This is a genomic window from Bacillus sp. AFS023182 (assembly GCF_002560575.1).
GTDB classification, from domain to species: domain Bacteria; phylum Bacillota; class Bacilli; order Bacillales; family Bacillaceae_G; genus Bacillus_A; species Bacillus_A arachidis.
The window spans coordinates 538,968-562,364 of record NZ_NTRO01000004.1; the positions used below are offsets into that span (position 1 = coordinate 538,968).

Annotated in this window: 21 protein-coding genes; all 21 read left to right on the forward strand. The window is 36.6% G+C overall.

Annotated elements, in window-relative coordinates; translation table 11 throughout:
• The first annotated feature begins 33 nt into the window (after nt 1–33).
• The 21 genes from CN288_RS04615 to CN288_RS04715 all read left to right on the forward strand — a co-directional run bounded on the left by CN288_RS04615 (nt 34) and on the right by CN288_RS04715 (nt 23,299).
• Nucleotides 34–1,110, forward strand: a complete 1,077-nt coding sequence (locus CN288_RS04615) for a BMP family lipoprotein (RefSeq protein ID WP_026590375.1) — start codon at nt 34–36, stop codon at nt 1,108–1,110.
• 108 nt (nt 1,111–1,218) lie between these two features.
• Entirely contained in the window at nt 1,219–2,751 is a 1,533-nt protein-coding gene (locus CN288_RS04620) for an ABC transporter ATP-binding protein (protein ID WP_026590376.1), read from the forward strand.
• A complete protein-coding gene (locus CN288_RS04625; RefSeq protein ID WP_026590377.1) occupies nt 2,744–3,802 on the forward strand; it encodes an ABC transporter permease in 1,059 nt (352 codons plus the stop codon). The genes CN288_RS04620 and CN288_RS04625 overlap by 8 nt, the downstream gene beginning before the upstream one ends.
• Nucleotides 3,803–4,762 (forward strand): ABC transporter permease, encoded by a 960-nt coding sequence (locus tag CN288_RS04630; RefSeq protein ID WP_026590378.1) that lies wholly within the window; start codon nt 3,803–3,805, stop codon nt 4,760–4,762.
• Nucleotides 4,763–5,018: 256 nt separating this feature from the next.
• Nucleotides 5,019–6,293 (forward strand): EF-P 5-aminopentanol modification-associated protein YfmF, encoded by a 1,275-nt coding sequence (gene yfmF / locus CN288_RS04635; RefSeq protein WP_026590379.1) that lies wholly within the window; start codon nt 5,019–5,021, stop codon nt 6,291–6,293.
• Nucleotides 6,294–7,580 (forward strand): EF-P 5-aminopentanol modification-associated protein YfmH, encoded by a 1,287-nt coding sequence (yfmH, locus tag CN288_RS04640; RefSeq protein WP_026590380.1) that lies wholly within the window; start codon nt 6,294–6,296, stop codon nt 7,578–7,580. It begins immediately after the preceding gene.
• 190 nt (nt 7,581–7,770) lie between these two features.
• Nucleotides 7,771–8,484: an elongation factor P 5-aminopentanone reductase gene (gene ymfI / locus CN288_RS04645; RefSeq protein ID WP_026590381.1), complete on the forward strand. Its 714-nt coding sequence runs from the start codon at nt 7,771–7,773 to the stop codon at nt 8,482–8,484.
• Between the two features lie 79 nt (nt 8,485–8,563).
• Nucleotides 8,564–8,812, forward strand: coding sequence for a DUF3243 domain-containing protein (locus tag CN288_RS04650; protein WP_026590382.1), 249 nt, complete (start codon nt 8,564–8,566; stop codon nt 8,810–8,812).
• 140 nt (nt 8,813–8,952) lie between these two features.
• A complete protein-coding gene (locus CN288_RS04655; RefSeq protein WP_026590383.1) occupies nt 8,953–9,738 on the forward strand; it encodes a DUF3388 domain-containing protein in 786 nt (261 codons plus the stop codon).
• A gap of 21 nt (nt 9,739–9,759) precedes the next feature.
• Nucleotides 9,760–10,677: a helix-turn-helix domain-containing protein gene (locus CN288_RS04660; protein WP_026590384.1), complete on the forward strand. Its 918-nt coding sequence runs from the start codon at nt 9,760–9,762 to the stop codon at nt 10,675–10,677.
• A gap of 64 nt (nt 10,678–10,741) precedes the next feature.
• Nucleotides 10,742–11,320, forward strand: a complete 579-nt coding sequence (gene pgsA / locus CN288_RS04665) for a CDP-diacylglycerol--glycerol-3-phosphate 3-phosphatidyltransferase (protein ID WP_001052962.1) — start codon at nt 10,742–10,744, stop codon at nt 11,318–11,320.
• A 20-nt stretch (nt 11,321–11,340) separates the two neighbouring features.
• Entirely contained in the window at nt 11,341–12,579 is a 1,239-nt protein-coding gene (locus CN288_RS04670; protein ID WP_098301832.1) for a competence/damage-inducible protein A, read from the forward strand.
• Between the two features lie 142 nt (nt 12,580–12,721).
• Nucleotides 12,722–13,753 carry a recombinase RecA gene (gene recA, locus CN288_RS04675; protein WP_026590386.1) on the forward strand — a complete coding sequence of 344 codons (1,032 nt, stop codon included), beginning with the start codon at nt 12,722–12,724 and terminating at the stop codon, nt 13,751–13,753.
• A 432-nt stretch (nt 13,754–14,185) separates the two neighbouring features.
• Nucleotides 14,186–15,748, forward strand: coding sequence for a ribonuclease Y (gene rny / locus CN288_RS04680; protein ID WP_026590387.1), 1,563 nt, complete (start codon nt 14,186–14,188; stop codon nt 15,746–15,748).
• A 130-nt stretch (nt 15,749–15,878) separates the two neighbouring features.
• The gene (locus CN288_RS04685) at nt 15,879–16,673 is read left to right on the forward strand and encodes a TIGR00282 family metallophosphoesterase (protein ID WP_003199419.1); all 795 of its coding nucleotides are present in this window, start codon (nt 15,879–15,881) and stop codon (nt 16,671–16,673) included.
• Between the two features lie 148 nt (nt 16,674–16,821).
• Nucleotides 16,822–17,082, forward strand: a complete 261-nt coding sequence (gene spoVS / locus CN288_RS04690) for a stage V sporulation protein SpoVS (protein ID WP_000404341.1) — start codon at nt 16,822–16,824, stop codon at nt 17,080–17,082.
• Between the two features lie 61 nt (nt 17,083–17,143).
• Complete coding sequence (locus CN288_RS04695) at nt 17,144–18,067, forward strand: dipeptidase (RefSeq protein ID WP_026590388.1); 924 nt, start codon at nt 17,144–17,146, stop codon at nt 18,065–18,067.
• 258 nt (nt 18,068–18,325) lie between these two features.
• Nucleotides 18,326–20,083 (forward strand): 2-oxoacid:acceptor oxidoreductase subunit alpha, encoded by a 1,758-nt coding sequence (locus CN288_RS04700; RefSeq protein WP_090687053.1) that lies wholly within the window; start codon nt 18,326–18,328, stop codon nt 20,081–20,083.
• A complete protein-coding gene (locus CN288_RS04705) occupies nt 20,070–20,936 on the forward strand; it encodes a 2-oxoacid:ferredoxin oxidoreductase subunit beta (RefSeq protein WP_018764680.1) in 867 nt (288 codons plus the stop codon). Before CN288_RS04700 ends, CN288_RS04705 begins: the two co-directional genes overlap by 14 nt.
• 398 nt (nt 20,937–21,334) lie before the next feature.
• Entirely contained in the window at nt 21,335–22,864 is a 1,530-nt protein-coding gene (miaB, locus tag CN288_RS04710; RefSeq protein ID WP_026590390.1) for a tRNA (N6-isopentenyl adenosine(37)-C2)-methylthiotransferase MiaB, read from the forward strand.
• A gap of 3 nt (nt 22,865–22,867) precedes the next feature.
• Nucleotides 22,868–23,299, forward strand: coding sequence for a RicAFT regulatory complex protein RicA family protein (locus CN288_RS04715; protein WP_026590391.1), 432 nt, complete (start codon nt 22,868–22,870; stop codon nt 23,297–23,299).
• Nucleotides 23,300–23,397 lie beyond the last annotated feature (98 nt).

Here is a 23,397-nt window from a genome sequence, read left to right on the forward strand (position 1 = left end):
AGATACATATATCATTTAGGAGGGGTTTCTAGTATGAAGAAAAAAACAGGTATTTTATTATCATTAACGTTGGCAGCGAGTGCAGTGTTAGGGGCATGTGGTAACTCGGATAAGGCAAGTGGGGACAAAAAAGATGAAAAGAGCATTAAAGTAGGTCTGGTTACAGATGTTGGGGGCGTTGATGATAAATCATTTAACCAATCCTCTTGGGAAGGTTTAAAAAAATTCGGTAAAGATAACGGGCTGAAAGAGAAAACAAACTATCGTTACCTTCAGTCTGAAAAAGAAGCCGACTATATTCCGAACTTAAAGAAATTTGCAAAAGATAAATATGATTTATCTTTTGGTATTGGATATAAATTAGAAAAAGCAATTGGAGAGGTTGCAAAAGAATTTCCAAAACAACAGTTTGCGATTGTAGATACTGTCGTAAAAGAACCAAACGTTACAAGCATTACATTTAAGGATCATGAAGGGTCGTTTCTTGTAGGTGCAGTAGCAGCGATGTCAACAAAAACGAATAAAGTTGGTTTTGTTGGCGGAATGAAGAGTGATTTAATTAGTAAGTTTGAGAACGGATTTAAAGCTGGCGCTAAAGCTGTTAATCCAAACATCGAGATTGTATCTGAATATGCAGAAGCATTTGATAAACCTGAAAAAGGTACAGTTCTTGCATCAGCGATGTATGGACAGGGAGTAGATGTGATTTATCACGCTGCGGGCGGTACTGGTAACGGTGTATTTACTGAAGCGAAAAACCGTAAGAAAAAAGGTGAAAATGTTTGGGTAATCGGTGTTGACCGTGACCAACATCAAGAAGGTATGCCTGAAAATGTAACGTTAACTTCTATGGTAAAACGTGTTGACATTGCGGTTCAAAAAGTAGCAGAAGAAGCAAAAGACGGTAAACTAAAAGGTGGAAAAGTAGAAGAGTTCGGTTTAAAAGATGACGGTGTCGGTATTGCGAAAACAACTGATAATGTGAAAAAAGTAAACCCAGAAATTTTAACAAAAATAGAAGAGTTTGAAAAGAAAATTACTGCTGGTGAAATTAAAGTACCTGCGACTGATGATGAGTACAAGCAATACGAGGCTTCTCTTAAGAAATAATGATAGAGAAATAGCAAAGGTTAGTTCTTAGAACTAACCTTTGTATATATGAAATTGCTGTTAATAGAGTGTAATAGGGGACTGTTCCCTGCTAAAAGGAGGCACAATATGGAATACGTAATTGAGATGAATAATATTACAAAAGTATTCCCAGGCATTGTAGCGAATGATGATATTACGTTACAAGTAAAACAGGGAGAGATACATGCTTTACTTGGAGAAAATGGTGCAGGGAAATCAACGCTCATGAATGTATTATTTGGTTTGTATCAACCAGAGCAAGGGGAAATTAAAATTAAAGGTAACCCTGTAAAAATTACCAATCCTAACATTGCAAATGACCTTGGTATCGGGATGGTTCATCAACATTTTATGCTCGTTCATAATTTTACAGTTACAGAGAATATTATTCTTGGAAATGAACCGAAGAAAAAAGGGAAGATTGCTATTGAAGATGCTGCAAAAGAAATTAAGCAGTTATCTGAACAGTACGGTTTAGCTGTGGATCCGTATGCAAAGATAGAAGATATTTCTGTAGGTATGCAGCAACGTGTTGAGATTTTAAAAACGCTCTATCGAGGAGCAGAAATTTTAATATTCGATGAACCGACGGCAGTGTTAACTCCTCAAGAGATTCATGAGCTTATTCAAATTATGAAAAAGCTTGTACAAGAAGGAAAATCTATTATTCTTATTACACATAAGTTAAAAGAAATTATGGAAGTTTGTGACCGCTGTACGATTATTCGAAAAGGAAAAGGAATTGGAACTGTTGACGTTGCAAATACAAATGAACATAAACTTGCGGAATTAATGGTCGGACGTCAAGTGAATTTTAAAACAGAAAAAATAGACGCTAAACCTGAGGGAGATGTACTTTCCATTACAAACCTTGTGGTTCATGATGCACGTCAATTACCTGCTGTAAAAGGCCTTGACTTAACTGTTCGTGCAGGAGAAATTGTCGGTATTGCAGGAATTGATGGAAATGGACAAAGCGAACTTATAGAAGCGATTACTGGTTTACGAAAAGTTGAGTCAGGTTCTATTGCAATTAAAGGGAAAGAAATAACAAATTGGCCAGTTAGACGTATTACAGAAGAAGGAATTGGTCATATTCCAGAAGATCGTCATAAACATGGTCTCGTTCTTGATTTTTCAGTAAGAGATAACATGGTTTTACAAACGTATTATAAAAATCAATTTTCAAAAAAAGGAATTTTAAACTTCGCTAAAATTACAGAGAAAGCAAAAGCTCTAATTGAACAGTTTGATGTGCGTACACCGAGTGAACAAACATTAGCTCGTGCCCTATCTGGTGGAAACCAACAAAAGGCAATTATTGCACGTGAAGTAGATCGTGATCCAGAATTATTAATTGCAGCGCAGCCAACACGTGGTTTAGATGTTGGGGCAATTGAATTTATCCATAAAAAATTAATTGAGCAGAGAGATAAAGGAAAAGCGGTGCTTCTGTTATCTTTAGAACTTGATGAAATTCTAAATGTGAGTGACCGTGTCGCGGTTATTTATGAAGGGAAAATCGTAGCGATAGTTGATGCGAAAGAAACAAATGAACAACAGCTTGGTCTTTTAATGGCTGGGGGAACAGAGAAAGAGCAGGTGGGTACAAATGGCTAAAAAAATATTAACCGAACGAACGATTAATATTTTAGTTCCTGTATTATCAGTTATCTTTGGATTACTTGTAGGCGCTATTGTAATGTTAGTAAGTGGTTATGATCCAATTGTTGGATACGGTGCACTTTGGACTGGTATGTTTGGTAGTCCAAGTGCAATCGGAGAAACATTACGTACAATGATTCCACTTGTTCTTGCTGGGTTGTCAGTCGCGTTTGCGTTTCGTACAGGATTATTTAATATTGGTGTAGAAGGCCAGTTGCTGGTTGGTTGGCTTGCGGCAGTTTGGTTTGGTTATGCCGTATCACTTCCTGCATTTCTTCATATTCCGTTATCTATTTTAGTAGCTGCGATTGTAGGTGGATTATGGGGATTTATTCCGGGGTATTTAAAAGGGAAATTTAAAGTTAACGAAGTTATTGTCACAATTATGATGAACTATATTGCGTTATATGTTACATATGACATCATTAAACGTTTTTTACATGAAGGAAACGATAAAACATATGATGTTAAGTCAAGTGCATCGTTAGCTTCGGATTGGTTATCTTCTTTGACAGATGGGTCACGTCTTCATTGGGGGATTATTGTCGCAATTCTTATTGCAATCTTCATGTGGTTTTTACTAGATAGAACAACTTTAGGTTATGAATTAAAATCAGTTGGATTTAACCAACATGCGTCAAAATATGCAGGAATGAAAGTGTCACGTAATGTTATCCTTTCTATGACAATTGCTGGTGCGTTTGCAGGAATTGGTGGTGCAATGGAAGGGTTGGGTACATTCCAAAGCATGACGGCAATGTCGACATTCACGGGAATTGGATTCGATGGAATCGCAGTAGCTCTTCTTGGGGGGAATAATCCATTCGGTATTATACTTTCGGCGTTATTATTTGGTGGGTTAAAAAGTGCAGCGCCGCAAATGAACTTTGAAGCAGATGTTCCATCAGAGCTGATTAACGTAATTATTGCATGTATAATCTTCTTTGTTGCATGTAGTTATGTTTTAAGATGGGCACTTACTCGCATGAGCAAGGAGGGGAAATAAATGAGCTTCCTAGATATTTTAGCCATTCTTGTGACAGGGACATTATATACGGCGGCACCGATTATTTTTACAGCGCTAGGTGGAGTGTTTAGTGAGCGTTCAGGTGTTGTAAATATTGCGTTAGAAGGATTAATGTTGTTTGGTGCGTTTATTGGTGTTATTACAACGCTATTAATGGGTGATACTTGGGGGGCAATGACTCCTTGGATTGCGCTTGTATTTGCAGCAATTGGAAGTGGATTATTTGCACTACTTCATGCGCTTGCATCCATTACGTTCCGAGCTGATCAAGTTGTCAGTGGAGTTGCCATCAACTTTTTAGCACTTGGTTTAACGGTATTTGCGATTAAGAAGATCTTTGGTAAAGGACAAACTGATTTTATACAATACCGTATTGAAAAAATTGATATTCCAGGACTTTCAGATATTCCAATTATCGGAAAGATCTTTTTCTCAAATGTACCATTAACATCTTATATTGCCATTATTTTAGCATTCGTTGTTTGGTACATTATTTATAAAACTCCATTCGGCCTTCGCCTTCGCGCTGTTGGGGAACATCCAATGGCGGCAGATACAATGGGAATTAATGTGTATAAAATGCGTTATATCGCTGTTTGTATTTCAGGAATGTTTGCAGGGGTTGGTGGTGCCATTTTTTCAATGTCAATCTCGAATAACTTCTCAGGTGCTACGATTACAGGACAAGGTTTCTTGGCGTTAGCTGCGATGATTTTCGGGAAATGGAATCCACTTGGTGCGCTTGGTGCCGCATTGTTTTTCGGTTTTGCACAATCACTTAGTGTAACGGGCGGTACAATTCCAGTATTAGATCAAATCCCAAGTGTTCTCTTAACAATATTACCGTATGTATTTACGATTTTAGCACTTGTTGGTTTTGTAGGACGTTCAGAAGCGCCAAAGGCACTTGGGACACCGTATGAAAAAGGAAAACGATAATATAAAACAGTAAATACTGTTACATTATTATAAGCATTTGTAAAGAGAAAATAAGTTATAAAAAAGCTCGCACATTAGTGCGAGCTTTTTTACATAGAATATGCTTAATACAGAAATTCACTTTCTTCCTTTTTAAGTAGTCAACCGTTAGAAGGAGAACTATGTGACGGAAATAAGGGGGAAAAGTTGATTTTTCGTTTCTAAAAATTGTATATTGAAGAGGAATATTCCTACATACGTAAAGGAGGGCTATAAAATGAAACTGATGGAACAGCAAATACATGAATTAGGTGGTTTGCGTGTACATATGATTCCGACAGATAAATATAAAACAAATACATTTGTATTTCGCTTTAAAGCACCTTTAAACGAAGAAACGGTGACAGAGCGTGCATTATTACCATATGTATTACAAAGTGCAACAGAAAAACTACCATCCGTAATTCGTCTTCGTCAATATTTAGAGGAATTATACGGTTCTTCCCTAGCGGTAGATGTAAGTAAAAAAGGGGAAGATCATATCATTTCTATTTATGTAGACATTGCAAATGAAACATATTTACAGGATGCACCGCCACTCTTTGAAAAGGCGCTTTCTATACTATCCGATATCGTATTACATCCAGCAACGGAGGGAAGTGGCTTTTTACAACCAATTGTAGAAAGCGAGAAAAGAGCACTCGTGCAACGAATTGAAGCTACATATGATGATAAAATGCGTTATGCGAATGAACGATTAATAGAAGAAATGTGTAAAGTAGAACCGTATCGTATAAGTGCAAATGGTCAAAAAGAGCGCGTTGCTTCCATTACGAATGAAACGTTATATAGTTATTATCAAAAGGTGTTAGTGGAAGATGAAATGGATCTATATATCATTGGTGACATAGCTGAAGATGCGATTGATTTAGTAGGTAAATATTTTTCAATTCCGCCTCGTGAAGAAAAAGAGAAACATGTTATTCTTCATAAGCGAAATAATGAAGAACAAGAAATTGTGGAAAAACAAGAATTAAAGCAAAGTAAATTAAATATCGGATATCGCACATATATTACGTACCGTGATGAAGATTATTTTGCGCTTCAGCTATTTAATGGATTATTTGGCGGGTTCTCACATTCAAAATTATTTGTGAATGTACGCGAAAAAAATAGTTTAGCGTATTATGCAGCATCTCGCTTTGAAAGTCATAAAGGTCTTCTTTTTGTTATGTCAGGAATTGAAGCGAAAAATTATAAAAAAGCGGTCGAGATTATTAAAGAACAAATGAAAGCGATGCAAAGTGGTGACTTTTCAGAAGAAGAGATTCATCAAACTAAGAGTGTAATTCAAAATCAAATTCTAGAGGCGATTGATACACCACGTGGTTTTGTAGAAATGCTTTATCATGGCGTTATTGCAGAACGTACACGTCCAGTAGAGGAATGGTTGACTGGGATTGAACGTGTTACAAAAGAGGAAATTGTAAAGGTTGCCAATAATATTGAACTTGATACGATTTACTTTTTACACGGAACGGAGGGAGAATAGATGGAGAAAATTTCTTATGAACAATTAAAAGAAACTCTATATTATGAGAAGCTTCCAAATGGGTTAGATGTATATATATTGCCGAAGCAAGGATTTAACAAAACTTTCGCTACATTTACAACAAAATATGGTTCCGTTGATAATACGTTTGTTCCACTTGGAAAAGAAGAAATGATTCGGGTGCCAGATGGAATTGCTCATTTTCTTGAGCATAAATTGTTCGAAAAAGAAGATCATGATGCGTTTCAATTGTTTAGTAAACAAGGTGCTTCTGCTAATGCCTTTACATCATTTACGAGAACAGCCTATCTTTTTTCGTGTACATCAAATGTAGAACAAAATTTAAATACATTATTAAATTTCGTTCAAGAGCCGTATTTTTCTGAAAAAACAGTTGAAAAAGAAAAAGGTATTATTGGCCAAGAGATTCAAATGTATCAAGATAACCCAGATTGGCGTTTGTATTTTGGTTTAATCGATAGTTTATTCGTTAAACATCCAATTAAAATTGATATTGCAGGAACTATTGAGTCCATTAGTGAAATTACAAAAGACTTATTATATGAATGTTACGAGACATTTTATCACCCTAGCAACATGTTGCTATTTGTTGTTGGAGCGATTGATCCAGAAAAGACAATGCAGTTAGTACGTAAAAACCAGGCGAAAAAAGATTATAAAAATCAACCAGAAATTGTACGTTCGTTTGAAGAGGAACCAGAAGCGGTAAATGAAAAGAAAAAAATTATTTCTATGCCTGTTCAAACACCGAAATGTTTAGTTGGTATTAAAGCGACTGGGCTTAAAGAAAAAGGGCAAGAGCTTTTAAAACAAGAGATTGCGCTTACATTACTTTTAGATTATTTATTTGGGAAAGGATCAACTCATTATGAGTCATTATATAATGAAGGACTTATTGATGATTCATTCTCTTATGATTATACAGAAGAAAATAACTTTGGCTTTGCGATGGTTGGTGGCGACACGAAACAGCCTGATGAGCTAGCCAATCGATTGAAAGGTATTTTATTACAGACGGATTATAATGAGTTAGATGAGAAGGCGCTAGAGCGTGTAAAGAAAAAGAAAATTGGTGGCTTCTTACGCTCGCTTAACTCGCCTGAATATATTGCAAATCAATTCACAAGGTATGCATTTAATGAATCTAGTTTATTCGATGCTCTTTCCGTTTTAGAGGGATTAACTGTTCAAGATTTACAAGAAGCGGCAAAAGTATTTTTGTCTGAGGAAAGAATGAGCATTTGCCAAGTATTGCCCAAAAAATAAAGTGAAACATGAATAGTTGAGCTTAAGCTTTACGATGTAGAACTTTACAGGTAGTTTTACTTTATCCCCTCACCTAACCTTTTGGCTATTGCTGAATTGTAAGGTGGGGGTATTATTTGTTTGTGAATACATGATAGAATTAGTGACTTGAAAGAGTTTCTCTGTAGAGGAAAGATAAGAGAGGATATATATGACAAAGTTTGCACTAGTGACGGGAGGAAGCGGAGGAATCGGCTCTGCAATTTCAAAACAATTAGTTGAAGATGGTTATACAGTGTATGTTCATTACAACAAGAGTGAAGAAAAGATAAAGGGATTAAAGCTAGAGCTGGGTGCGATTATTCCGGTTCAAGCTAATTTAGCTGCAGCAGATGGCGTACAGAAGCTCTGGGCGCAAATTCAAAATCCTATTGATGTAATTGTGTATGCAGCTGGGCGAAGTATATTTGGTTTGGTGACAGATGTGACAAATGAGCAATTGAATGAGATGGTGGAATTGCAAGTGAAGAGTGTTTATAAACTTCTTTCACTTGCGCTTCCATCGATGATTCGTCTAAGAAGTGGAAATATCGTAGTTATTTCATCTATATGGGGGCAGATAGGGGCGTCTTGTGAAGTGTTATACTCCATGGTAAAAGGGGCACAAAATTCGTATGTAAAAGCATTAGCGAAAGAGGTAGCTTTAAGCGGGATACGTGTAAACGCAGTATCACCAGGAGCAATAAATACAGAAATGTTAAGCGTGTTCTCAGAAGAGGACAAGCAAGGAATTGCAGAAGAGATTCCAGCTGGAAGAATTGGATTTCCGGAGGAAGTCGCAAAAACTGTTTCTTTCCTTGTATCACCATCTGCTTCATATATAACAGGACAAATTATTGGAGTGAATGGTGGCTGGCATTGTTAAAATAAAAATATGTACATAAAAAATGAAAAATTGTACAAATTAAGCATGATTCTATTACTTAATAGTGAGGTGCTTAACCATGTCAGTATTAGATAATTTTGACCAGTGGAAAAGTTATTTAGGAGAGCGCTTAGAACAGGCGCAAGGAAAAGGGCTTGATGGTAGTGCGGTCTCAGATATGGCATTCCGTGTAGGAGATTATTTAGCAAATGAAGTAGAGGCACGAAATGATCAAGAAAAGTTATTAGCTGAGCTTTGGAAAGTGGCTGATGAACAAGAGCAGCATATAATAGCTAATTTAATGGTAAAGTTTGTACAACATAAGTAAAAAAAGAGAGGAGAAAATCCTCTCTTTTTTTTTTAGGTATCGAAAATACCGTGATTCGATTATACATTTATCTTCCCTATTAACGTAAAATCATATAATATAGTACGTAGGTGTAAAGTAAGCAGGGGGAGTGACGTTTGATGATTGAATGGTATTTTGAATATGAAATACATAAAAACCGACCTGGCTTGCTTGGTGACGTTTCTTCGTTAATCGGTATGCTTGGCATTAATATTGTCACAATTAATGGTGTAGATAACGCTCGGCGTGGACTGTTACTTATGTGTGATAGTCAAGAGCAAATCTCTAGACTTGAATCAATTTTGAATACGATGGATAATATAACGGTAACGAAATATCGTCCGCCAAAGCTCAGAGATAGGTTGGCAGTTAGGCACGGCAGGTATATACAACGAGATGCAGATGATAAGAAAACATTTCGTTTTGTGCGTGATGAATTAGGGTTACTCGTTGATTTTATGGCAGAACTGATGAAAAAAGAAGGACATAAACTCATCGGGATACGAGGAATGCCTCGCGTTGGTAAAACAGAATCTATCGTTGCTGCAAGCGTTTGTGCAAATAAGCGTTGGCTTTTTGTTTCGTCTACTCTGATTAAACAAACTGTACGCAGTCAACTAATTGAAGATGAGTATAGTGACGATAATATTTTTATATTAGATGGAATTGTTTCAACAAAGCGTGCAAATGAAAAACATTGGCAGCTCGTTCGTGAAATTATGAGATTGCCTGCAACAAAAGTTGTCGAACATCCAGATGTATTCGTGACTCAATCAGAATACACACTTGATGATTTTGATTATATTATTGAATTGCGTAACGATTATGATGAAGAAATTCAATATGATTTAGTAGATGAAATTGAGCAAGGAACGCAAAATAATTTCTCTATGTTTGACTTTTAAAGAAATATTGAGGTGTTAGAAGTGACGGAATTAGGACAAAAGCTGAAAGAAGCAAGGGAAGCGAAAGGCTTGTCTATCGATCAGCTACATGGGGTTACGAAAATTCAAAAACGTTATTTAGTAACGATTGAAGAGGGCGATTATAGTATATTGCCTGGCGCATTTTATGCGCGTGCATTTATTAAACAATATGCGGATGCGGTTGGCTTAAATGGAGAACAATTGCTTGCAGAGTATCAAAGTGTAATACCACAATCTGAATCTCATGATGTACCGCAAGTATCAAAAAGTCAAAAGACACAAGAAACAATGCAAAAAGCAGCATCACTTCCAATTGCAGATCATATGCCTAAAATATTGATCGCATTATTGGTAATTGCAGTAGGAGTAGCTGTGTGGTTTGTTTTTCAATGGTTAGCGGGAAAAGATGAAGGACAAGTAAAACAAAGTAAAAGCGAACAAATAGAAGTACAGAAGGCAAAAGATTCTCCGCTTGATGAAAAGAAAGAAGAAGAAAAAGCAAAAGAACCTAAAAAAGAAGAACCTAAGAAAGAAGAGCCAAAGAAAGAAGAACCACCAGCACAACAGCCGACTACTGGTCAAGAAGAAGTGAAGGTTATTGGAACAAGTGGTAAGGTATCTACTTTGGAAATTCATAATAATAAAGCACTGGAGTTAGAAATTACAGCGAAGGGTGCAAGTTATGTAGATATTAAAAGTGAAGCTGGAAATGTCGTTTTTAATGGCACACTTCAAGAAGGTCAAACAGAAAAACATGATTTAACAACAGCAAAAGAAGTACTTCTCAACATTGGAAGTGCACCGAATGTTGAAATTAAACTGAATGGCCAACCAGTTGCTTTCCCACTAGATCCAGAAAAGGAATATCACCAAAGATTAGTGATTAAAAATCTAGGGACAGGGCAACCTGCACAATAATAGTCATCGCTTCGATGACTTTTTTCCAATGAACAAATGTTTTTGACATGATGGAGGAATAGCTGTGAATTTACCAAATAAAATTACAATATCTCGAATCTGCTTAATTCCAATTTTTTTAGTAATTATGTTAGCTCCTTTTAACTGGGGAACATATACAGTTGGAAATGTGGATTTACCAATTCAACATTTAGTAGGAGCAATTATTTTTATTGTTGCTTCGGCTACAGATTGGATTGATGGACATTATGCAAGAAAATATAACCTTGTAACAAATTTAGGGAAGTTTCTTGATCCATTAGCTGATAAGTTACTCGTTTCAGCTGCGCTTATTACATTAGTAGAAATGCAATATGTTCCATCTTGGATTGTTATTGTAATCATTAGTCGTGAGTTTGCTGTAACAGGATTACGTCTTATATTGGCTGGAACTGGTGAGGTTGTTGCAGCTAATATGTTAGGGAAAATTAAAACATGGACACAAATTATCGCAATTTCAGCGTATTTATTGCATGATGTACCGTTAAATTTAATCCATATTCCAGTCGCAGATATTTTCATATGGATTGCGCTTATCTTTACAGTTATTTCTGGATGGGACTATTTCTGGAAAAATAGAGCTGCTTTTGTAAATTCAAAATAACAGCTTATGGGGGAATCGGAATGAATGCCGAAATTATTGCGGTTGGAACGGAATTGTTACTCGGACAAATTACAAATACAAATGCGAAATTTTTATCTGAAAAATTAGCATCCATTGGAATCAATGTGTATTATCATACTGTTGTAGGTGATAATAATCAGCGGTTACAAGAAGCAATTCAAATTGCAGAGAAGCGTGCGGATATACTTATTTTTACTGGTGGATTAGGACCGACAAAAGATGATTTAACGAAAGAAACAATTGCTTCAACTTTGCAAGAAGAACTTGTTTATGATGAAGTGGCATTAACGTCAATTAGTGAATATTTTAAACGTACAGGGCGTGAATTCACAGAAAACAACAAGAAGCAAGCACTTGTTTTAAAAGGATCGACTGTATTTGCAAATGATCATGGTATGGCTCCGGGTATGGGGTTAGCTAAGAACGAGAAGGTTTATATTCTATTACCAGGCCCACCAAAAGAAATGAAACCGATGTATACAAGTTACGTAGAGCCATTTTTACGTAACTTTACAACTGAAGAGCATATATATTCCCGTGTTCTTCGTTTTTTCGGCATTGGAGAATCCCAACTGGAAGTGAAAGTTCAAGATTTAATTGATAGTCAAACGAATCCAACAATTGCTCCGCTAGCTTCGGATGGGGAAGTAACGCTGCGTTTGACCGCTAAACATCGTGATGTAAAGCAAGCAGAAGTGCTCATTCAACATGTAGAAGATTTGATTTTAGAGCGAGTAGGGGAATTTTTCTACGGTTATAACCAAGATTTTCTTCATAATAAAGCAATTGATTTATTGAAGAAAAAAGGTTTAACTTTAGCATCTGCGGAAAGTTTAACAGGCGGTCTGTTTGGAAATCAAGTAACAGAAAACACGGGTGTATCTTCTGTATTTAAAGGTGGCATAATTTGCTATCATAACGATGTAAAACAACATATTTTACAAGTACCTGAAGAAGTATTACAAACAGTTGGTGCTGTAAGCGAACAATGTGCGCGTTATCTTGCTGAAAATGTAAAAACATTATTGAAGACAGATATTGGTGTTAGCTTCACTGGAGTGGCAGGACCAAATGCTTCGGAAAATAAAGAACCTGGTACTGTTTTTGTAGGTTTAGCGATAAAGAATGAACCAACTATTGTTGTTTCTCTTAAATTAAGCGGAAGCCGTCAGCAAATTCGAGAACGCTCTGTGAAATATGGATTTTATCATTTGTATAAAAAGCTAGAAGAGATTTAAACCTCTTCTAGCTTTTTTGTAATGAAAATCATACATTCTTCTATAGAAAATAAAAAAACGAATAAATGTTCGATTTTTGTTGGCAAATTGATATGAAAATAGGTATAATGAGATTAGCAATTCAGTTAAGGAGGAATTTTGAATGAGTGATCGTCAAGCGGCATTAGATATGGCGTTAAAACAAATAGAGAAGCAATTCGGTAAAGGTTCTATTATGAAATTAGGAGAACAGGCAGAACGTAGAATTTCTACGGTACCGAGTGGTTCATTAGCACTTGATGTAGCTTTAGGTGTTGGTGGTTACCCACGTGGCCGTATTATCGAAATTTACGGACCTGAAAGTTCAGGTAAAACAACAGTTTCCTTACATGCGATTGCAGAAGTGCAACGTCAAGGTGGACAAGCAGCATTTATTGATGCTGAGCATGCGATGGATCCGGTATATGCACAAAAGTTAGGTGTTAATATTGATGAGTTACTATTATCACAGCCTGATACAGGAGAACAAGGTTTAGAAATTGCAGAAGCATTAGTACGAAGCGGTGCAATTGATATCATCGTAATTGACTCTGTAGCGGCTCTTGTACCAAAAGCGGAAATCGAAGGGGAAATGGGTGACTCTCATGTCGGTTTACAAGCGCGTTTAATGTCACAAGCACTTCGTAAGCTTTCTGGTGCGATTAATAAATCAAAAACAATTGCAATCTTTATTAACCAAATTCGTGAAAAAGTTGGGGTTATGTTCGGGAACCCAGAAACAACTCCAGGTGGTCGTGCTTTGAAATTCTATTCAACAGTTCGTCTTGAAGTACGTCGTGCTGAGCAATTAAAGCAAGGTAATGACATTGTTGGTAACAAAACGAAAATAAAAGTAGTGAAAAATAAAGTGGCACCTCCTTTCCGTGTTGCTGAAGTTGATATTATGTATGGAGAAGGAATTTCACGAGAAGGCGAAATTTTAGATATGGCTTCTGAACTTGATATCGTTCAAAAAAGTGGTGCTTGGTATTCTTATAATGAAGAACGTTTAGGACAAGGACGCGAAAATGCGAAGCAGTTCTTAAAAGAAAATCCAGATGTAAGAGATGAAATTGCATTCTTTATTCGTGAGCACCATGGAATTAGTGAAGATTCTGCTGCTGAAAGTATGGAAGATGGAACTCTTCTTGATTAATAAAAGACACGATTCCGTGTCTTTTATTTTTTATCTCACAATAATATGTAACAAGGCCTTTTTGTAAGGTTTTTTCCTTTGTTAGAACTGATTTAGTAAGGGTTGTTATCATTGATGTGTATAAACTTTTTTTGTAAAAAGAAGATTTACATGACAAAGGTAAAGAAAGTAAAAGTAGACAACGCTTGACAATGAAAAATGCGATAGATACAATGAGAATGTATATTTTTTCTTATATACGATACACTCTTCTCTAGAAGAGAAGTAACATTCGGGGTAGGTTCTATACCTTTTCGAAATAATAATATGACATTTTAATTGTGAAATGAAGAAAGTCCCTTAAAAAAGCGGGGCGACGGTCTTTGCTGTACGTTGCAATTCAATGTACATGCCGACAGTCTTTTTTCATTCATAGCAAGGGGAGGTGAAATCATGAGTAGTACAGTTTGGATACTCATCTCCATTTTGCTTGCAACAGTCGGTGCAGTTGTTGGCTTTTTTGTTCGAAAGTCTATTGCAGAAGCGAAGATTAATGGTGCAGCGAATGAAGCGAGACGTATTTTAGACGATGCGAATCGCGAAGCAGAAGCACTTAAAAAAGAAGCGCTTTTAGAAGCAAAGGATGAAATTCATACACTTCGTACAGAAGCTGAATTAGAAATTCGTGACCGTAGAAGCGAATTACAAAAACAAGAAAATCGTTTAATGCAAAAAGAAGAGAACCTTGATCGTAAAGACGAAACGCTCGATAAACGCGAGCAAATGTTAGAAAAGAAAGAGGAATCTCTTGTAGCGAGACAACAACAGATTGAAGAGTTGGAAAGCAAAGTGGGAGAGTTAGTTCAAAAGCAACAAACAGAATTAGAGCGCATTTCCAATCTGACACGCGAACAAGCGAAAGCGATCATTTTAGGGAAAGTGGAAAGTGAAATTTCTCATGAAATTGCCGTTATGGTAAAAGAAAGTGAAGTTCGTGCGAAAGAAGAAGCGGATAAGAAAGCAAAAGAGATTTTATCTCTTGCAATGCAAAGATGTGCGGCTGATCATGTTGCTGAAACAACCGTTTCGGTTGTAAATCTTCCAAATGACGAAATGAAGGGACGTATTATCGGACGCGAAGGTCGTAATATTCGTACGTTAGAAACGTTAACAGGTATTGACCTTATTATTGATGATACGCCAGAAGCGGTAATTCTATCAGGATTCGATCCAATTCGTCGTGAAACAGCTCGTATCGCTCTTGATAAGCTCGTACAGGATGGACGTATTCACCCAGCGCGTATTGAGGAAATGGTCGAAAAATCGAGACGTGAAGTGGATGAGTACATTCGCGAAGTTGGGGAACAAACAACGTTTGAAGTAGGTGTCCACGGATTACATCCAGACTTAATTAAGATTTTAGGTCGTTTGAAATACCGTACAAGTTATGGACAAAACGTGTTGAAACACTCTATGGAAGTAGCGTACTTAACAGGACTGATGGCAGCGGAGCTTGGCGAGGACGAAAAATTAGCGAGACGAGCAGGTCTGTTGCATGATATTGGAAAAGCAATTGACCACGAAGTAGAAGGTAGTCACGTTGAAATTGGTGTTGAACTCGCAACGAAATATAAAGAGCATCCGGTTGTTATTAATAGTATCGCATCTCACCATGGTGATACAGAACCAACTTCCATCATTGCGGTTTTAGTTGCGGCAGCAGATGCGTTATCAGCTGCAAGACCAGGAGCTCGTAGTGAAACACTTGAAAACTATATTCGTCGTCTTGAGAAGTTAGAAGAGATTTCAGAATCCTATGAAGGAGTAGAAAAATCTTTTGCAATTCAAGCAGGACGTGAAGTTCGCATCTTGGTAAAACCTGATACAATCGATGATTTAGAAGCTCATCGTTTAGCGCGGGATATTCGAAAACGTATTGAAAATGAACTGGATTATCCAGGACATATCAAAGTAACCGTTATTCGTGAAACACGTGCAGTGGAATACGCAAAATAAAGTGGTGAAGCACCACTTTATTTTTTTGTGTTGGGATTGGGCAATATAAAATAAATTGTTTGTAAACAACTTGGATCTCGCTATTTGCGGATAGTAATAAAATAAGCAGTACATAGAAAGGGTAAGACATATGAGAATTTTATTTGTTGGAGATGTAGTAGGGTCCCCTGGAAGAGGTATGATTCAACAATACGTACCAGCGTTAAAGAAAAAATATACGCCTACTGTAACAATTATTAATGGAGAAAATGCTGCAGGTGGTCGTGGTATTACAGAGAAAATTTACCGGAACTTTTTAGAGTGCGGTGCACAAGCAGTTACACTTGGGAATCATGCTTGGGATAACCGTGAAGTGTTTGAATTTATTGATGATGCTAAATATCTTGCAAGACCAGCCAACTTTCCGGAGGGAACACCAGGAAAAGGACTTATTTTTGTAAATTGTAACGGTACAGAAGTAGCAGTAATTAACTTACAAGGACGTACGTTCCTTCCGCCAATTGATTGTCCGTTCCGAAAAGTGGATGAATTAATTAACATTGCGAAAAAGCGCACAAATATTATCTTTATTGATTTTCATGCTGAGACAACAAGTGAAAAACAAGCACTTGGTTGGTATGTAGACGGACGTGCTACAGCAGTAGTAGGGACACATACGCATGTTCCAACAGCAGATAATCGTATTTTACCAAGTGGGACAGCTTACATTACAGATGTTGGAATGACTGGTCCATATGATGGAATTTTAGGGATGGATCGTGAAGCTGTACTGAAGAAGTTTTTAACGAATTTACCTGTACGTTTTGAAGTAACAAATGGAAGAACACAGTTAAGCGCAGTGTTAATTGATGTTGATCCAAATACTGGAAAAGCTAAAAAAATTGAACGTATTTTAATCAATGATGATCAGCCATTTTTTGAATAATATAATTTAAAAGTTAGAAAAAACATTATATTTTAATTTTTTAGAAAAATTACAGAAATTAAGCAGGAATACATGTCTTTCCTCGTGAATATAAGTTAAAGTGAAATAATCGCTAATACTTTTTAAAGAAACGAGGAGGAAACGAGGAATGGAAATATTAAAAGTTAAAGCAACTTCGGTCCCTAACTCTGTAGCCGGTGCACTTGCTGGGGTTATCCGCGAACGCGGAACAGCAGAAATCCAAGCTATTGGCGCAGGTGCATTAAATCAAGCCGTGAAGGCAGTAGCAATTGCAAGAGGATTTGTAGCGCCTAGTGGTTTAGATTTAATTTGTATTCCGGCTTTTACAGACATTATGATTGATGGTGAAGAACGTACAGCAATAAAATTAATTGTAGAACCTCGTTAAGTTTAAACAACCTGTTTGCTTTTATGCAAACAGGTTGTTTTTATGAGGAAGGGGGATAAAAGTGAAAGTTTTTGATGCACATTGTGATGTATTATGGCAACTATGGAGTTCAAAAGGAAAGAAGGATTTTCAAAACGATCCCTCTTTACATATTACATTTGAACAGCTGGAAAAAAGAAAAGGAAGCGTTCAATGCTTTGCGATATATGTCCCAGAAACAGTGCCATATGAACAACGTTTTGAAGCCGCGCTAGCTATGGTAGATATATTTTATAAGCAGGTATTATCGCTACCAAATATGAAATTGATTCAAACAAAAAAAGACATAGAGCAGTTAGGACCCAATGAAATTGGTGCCATTTTAACATTAGAAGGCGGCGAACCAATTGGAAAAGAAATGATGAAATTGCTCACGCTCTATCGCTTAGGAGTTCGATCTATGGGACTCACTTGGAATCATGCAAATTTATTAGCTGATGGGGCACTTGAAACGAGAGGAGCAGGACTTACTACGTTTGGTAGGAAGGTTGTAGAAGAACTGAATTCGTTTCGTTTATGGACAGATGTGTCTCACTTAAACGAAAAAGGTTTTTGGGATGTGATAGAAATTGCCCAATATCCAATTGCATCACATTCAAATTGTTATGAGCTTTGTCAACACCCGCGTAATTTGAAAAATGAACAAGTACAAGCACTTATTCAAAAAGATGGTGTAATTGGTGTAACTTTCGTTCCGGAGTTTTTAAGCAATCAAAGGCCTGCTTATATAGATGACATATTACGGCATGTGGAGCATATTTGTTCACTTGGAGGAGAGCGTAATATAGGGTTTGGTTCGGATTTTGATGGTATTACAAAAATGGTTGTCGGTCTAGAGGCGTATCGACATTATGAATGTGTAATCAATGAACTGAGTAAGCGATACAGTGAAACAAATGTCAAAAGGTTTTTATATGATAATTTCATTGATCATATTCTTTTCTAGATGCTTATTTTATATTGTCTTTTAAATTTAAATTCAAATAGTTAGAAAAGTTAAAAAATTTAATAAAAATCAGACCAAATCATTGCATTTTTTTCATTGTAAGGCTAGAATTGTAGACGAATTAAGATTATGCAAAAGATTCAGGGAAGTCTGAAGAGGTATAATTTGCGTCCATTGTAGTTTCTTTGCACAAAAAGTGCTACACTATTACTGTAAAAAAATACACTACAATGAATGCAGCCAAAAGGGGTGTAGGAGATGATTAGTCAACTTTCATGGAAAGTTGGAGGACAACAAGGTGAAGGGATTGAAAGTACAGGAGAAATTTTCTGTATTGCATTAAACCGCTTAGGGTATTACCTATACGGTTACCGCCACTTTTCATCACGAATTAAAGGTGGTCATACAAATAATAAAATTCGCGTAAGTACAACTGAAGTACGTGCGATATCTGATGATTTAGATATTTTAATTGCATTTGATCAAGAAACAATTGACTTTAACTTCCACGAATTACGCCCGGGTGGGATTGTTGTTGCAGATGCAAAATTTAATCCAACTATACCAGAAAGTGCAGATGTGAATTTATATGCAATACCTTTTACAGATATTGCCTCTGAATTAGGGACATCATTAATGAAAAACATGGTTGCCGTTGGAGCATCTAGTGCGGTATTAGGATTAGATGAAACTGTATATTTAGAAGTTGTTGAAGAAATTTTCGGTCGCAAGGGAGAGCAAGTCGTTCAGAAGAATATGGAAGCAATCAAACGCGGCTCTCAATATATGAAAGAATTACTTGGTGAAAAAGTAAATATGATGCAGCTTGAAAAAGCTGATGGTCAAAAACGTATGTTTATGATCGGTAACGATGCAATTGCATTTGGTGCAGTAGCTGGCGGTGCACGTTTTATGTCAGCATATCCAATTACACCTGCCTCTGAAATTATGGAATACTTAATTAAAAAATTACCAAAAGTAGGCGGAACAGTCATCCAAACAGAGGATGAAATTGCCGCTTGTACAATGGCAATTGGTGCGAACTATGCTGGTGTACGTACATTAACAGCATCAGCAGGACCTGGCCTATCTTTAATGATGGAAGCAATTGGTTTAGCTGGTATTACAGAAACACCTCTTGTTATCATAGATACACAACGTGGTGGCCCAAGTACTGGTTTACCAACAAAACAAGAGCAGTCTGATTTAATGGCGATGATTTACGGTACACATGGGGAAATTCCAAAAATCGTAATGGCACCAAGTACTGTTGAAGAAGCGTTCTATGATATCGTAGAAGCGTTTAACTTAGCAGAAGAATACCAAGTTCCTGTTATTTTCTTAACAGATTTACAGCTTTCTTTAGGAAAGCAAACTGTAGAACCACTGAAGTTAGATAGAGTAGAAATTCGCCGCGGTAAGCTTGATTTACAAGCAGAGTTACCAGAGCGTGAAAATAAAGCTTACTTTAAACGTTACGAAGTGACAGAAGATGGTATTTCGCCACGCGTTTTACCTGGTATGAAAAATGGTATTCACCATGTGACAGGTGTAGAGCATGATGAAACTGGTAAACCTTCTGAATCATCACTAAATCGTAAAGCACAAATGGACAAACGTTTCCGTAAAATGGAGAATTTAAAGTTTAATACCCCTGTTTACAAAAATGCTAAGTATGATGACGCTGATGTATTGTTAGTTGGCTTTAACTCTACTCGTGGTGCAATTGAAGAAGCGATGGAGCGCTTAGAGCAAGAAGGATTAAAAGTAAATCATGCTCACGTTCGTTTAATTCATCCGTTCCCAACTGATGAAATTCTTCCACTTGTGAAGGGAGCAAAACGCGTTGTTGTAGTAGAAAACAATGCAACTGGTCAGCTTACTAACATTATGAAAATGAATCTTGGCAATGGTGAGAAAATTTCTAGTCTGTTAAAATATGACGGGAATCCATTCCTACCAAAAGAAATTTACAACGAATGCAAAAAAGGGGTTGTATTAAATGGCAACATTTAAGGACTTTCGTAACAGTGTAAAACCAAACTGGTGTCCAGGTTGCGGAGACTTCTCAGTGCAAGCTGCAATTCAACGTGCAGCAGCTAACGTTGGTTTAAACCCAGATGAATTAGCTGTTATTTCTGGAATTGGCTGTTCGGGTCGTATTTCGGGTTACATTAATTCATATGGCGTTCATAGTATTCATGGACGTGCACTGCCAATTGCACAAGGCGTGAAAATGGCAAACCGTGATTTAACAGTTATCGCATCTGGTGGTGACGGAGATGGCTTCGCAATCGGTATGGGACATACAATTCATTCGATTCGTCGTAACATTGACATTACTTACATTGTTATGGATAACCAAATTTACGGTTTAACAAAAGGTCAAACTTCACCACGTAGTGAAGCCGGCTTTAAAACGAAAAGTACACCGCAAGGTTCAATTGAACCAGCGTTATCTGTAATGGAAATGGCATTAACAGCTGGTGCGACATTTGTGGCGCAAAGCTTTTCAAGTGACTTAAAAGAATTAACGCAGCTTATCGAAGCTGGTATTCAGCATAAAGGGTTCTCTTTAATTAATGTATTCAGTCCATGTGTAACTTATAATAAAGTAAATACGTATGACTGGTTTAAAGAGAATTTAACAAAACTAAGCACAGTCGAAGGATACGATCCATCTAATCGTATGATTGCTATGCAAACATTAATGGAAAACAAAGGTTTAGTAACGGGTTTAATTTATCAAAATACAGAACAGCCTTCTTATCAAGAACTTGTAAAGGGATATAGTGAAAAACCTTTAGTGCAGGCTGATTTACAAATGGATCAAAAAATGTTTGATGAACTCGTTGCTGAGTTTATGTAATCGTAATAAAAAGCTGCTTAATGGCAGCTTTTTTATTCACTCATAAAATTCAGAATGTTAAAATAATAAGTGTATCGTCTTGTTAGTTAAATGGGTTTGTGCGCTGAAGTAAGTGGGTATGGTATGGTCTCTTTGTTGTTAAATTTGGCTAAACATCTTATACTATGATAGTGTGTATAGGAATAAAGTAATATGTTTTTTAGGACAAAGTTAAAACAACAAAAAAGGGAATGTCTATTGGTGTCGGGAGGACTCCATTCTTACGGATGGTTAGATCGACTACTCGAGTTTCAAAGGGGCAAGCTATCTCTCAAACTATCCTAATCTTTAAGATGGGTCTAATTGTCATCAAAATGGACTACAGAGTGTGTAGAGTTAAGGTTGAAAGGAGATTACCCATGAACGAGCAACAACGATTAGCAAGTCAACAAGCCAATTCTTCTATGAAAAAAGGAGAAAAAGATTACAGTAAATACTTTGAAAGTGTATATCAGCCGCCTTCTTTAAAAGATGCGAAAAAGCGCGGGAAAGAAGAAGTTAAAATTGAACGTGATTTTGGTTTGCCAGAAGAGTTTCGTAACTTTGGTGCAGGAAGAAAGTTTTATATCCGTACTTATGGATGTCAAATGAATGAGCATGATACAGAAGTAATGGCTGGTATTTTTACAGCGCTTGGATATGAACCAACATTTTCGACAGAAGATGCAGATGTGATTCTATTAAATACTTGTGCTATTCGTGAAAACGCTGAGAATAAAGTATTTGGGGAACTTGGACATTTAAAACCATTAAAACAAAGAAATCCGGATCTTTTAATCGGTGTGTGTGGTTGTATGTCTCAAGAAGAATCCGTTGTAAACAAAATTATGCAAAAAAACCAGCATGTAGATATGGTATTTGGTACACATAATATTCACCGTTTACCGTACATTTTAAAGGATGCGATGTTCTCAAAAGCAACAGTTGTTGAAGTATGGTCTAAAGAAGGAGATGTAATTGAAAACCTTCCGAAAGTACGTCGTGGTGATATTAAAGCATGGGTAAACATTATGTATGGATGCGACAAATTCTGTACATATTGCATCGTACCGTATACACGTGGCAAAGAACGTAGTCGCCGTCCAGAAGATATTATTAATGAAATTCGTCATTTAGCTGCAAATGGATATAAAGAAATTACGTTGCTTGGTCAGAACGTAAACGCATATGGTAAAGACTTTGAAGATTTAGAATATGGTCTTGGCGATTTAATGGATGAACTTCGTAAGATTGATATAGCACGTGTTCGCTTTACAACAAGTCACCCACGTGATTTTGATGATCACTTAATTGAAGTGCTTGGAAAAGGCGGTAATTTAGTTGAACATATCCACTTACCAGTGCAATCTGGAAGTACAGATATGCTAAAGATTATGGCACGTAAATATTCACGGGAACATTATTTAGAACTTGTACGTAAAATTAAAGAGGCGATTCCTGATGCTGTATTAACAACTGATATTATCGTTGGTTTCCCAAATGAAACAGACGAGCAATTTGAAGAAACGATGTCGTTATATCGCGAAGTAGGTTTTGACAGTGCATTTACATTTATTTATTCTCCACGTGAAGGTACACCTGCTGCAAAAATGAAGGATAATGTACCGATGGAAGTCAAAAAAGAGCGTTTACAACGTTTAAATGCACTAGTTAATGAATATTCTATAGAAAAGAATAAACGATATAAAGGTAAAATTGTTGAAGTATTAGTTGATGGAGAAAGTAAAAATAACCCTGATGTACTTGCAGGTTATACACGTACTAATAAGCTGGTAAACTTCGTAGCTCCAAAATCTGCAATTGGTCAGCTTGTGAAAGTAAGAGTAACGGAAGCAAAAACTTGGTCTCTAAACGGGGAATTGGTTGAGGAGCCGATCGAGGTGAAATAATAGATGAAAGTTTATACAAAAGATGAAATTGTTGAGCAAGCAAAAGAATTGGCGAAAATGATTTCTGAAACAGAAGAAGTAGATTTCTTTAAACGTGCGGAAGCACAAATTCATAAAAATGAAAATGTCAAACGTGCAATAGATGAAATTAAAGTACTGCAAAAACAAGCAGTAAACCTGCAGCATTATGGGAAATGGGAAGGATTGAAAAAAGTAGAAGCGGAAATAGATGCTCTGCAAGATAAACTTGATAGCATTCCGGTTGTACAGGAATTTAAATCTTCACAAACATATGTAAATGATTTACTGCAGCTTGTAGCAAGTACCATTTCTAATAACGTAACAGATGAAATTTTAATTTCAACTGGTGGCAATGTGTTAAAAGGTGAAACAGGTGCTGAAGTAGAGAGTAAAAAAGGAAATTGTGGTTGTTAAGAGAGATGTCTTATGGACATCTTTTTTTGTTTTTATTCTACTCTATAGTCTTTTGTCAAAAAAAGAATGACACATTCCGCTATTGTCACGCATATGAT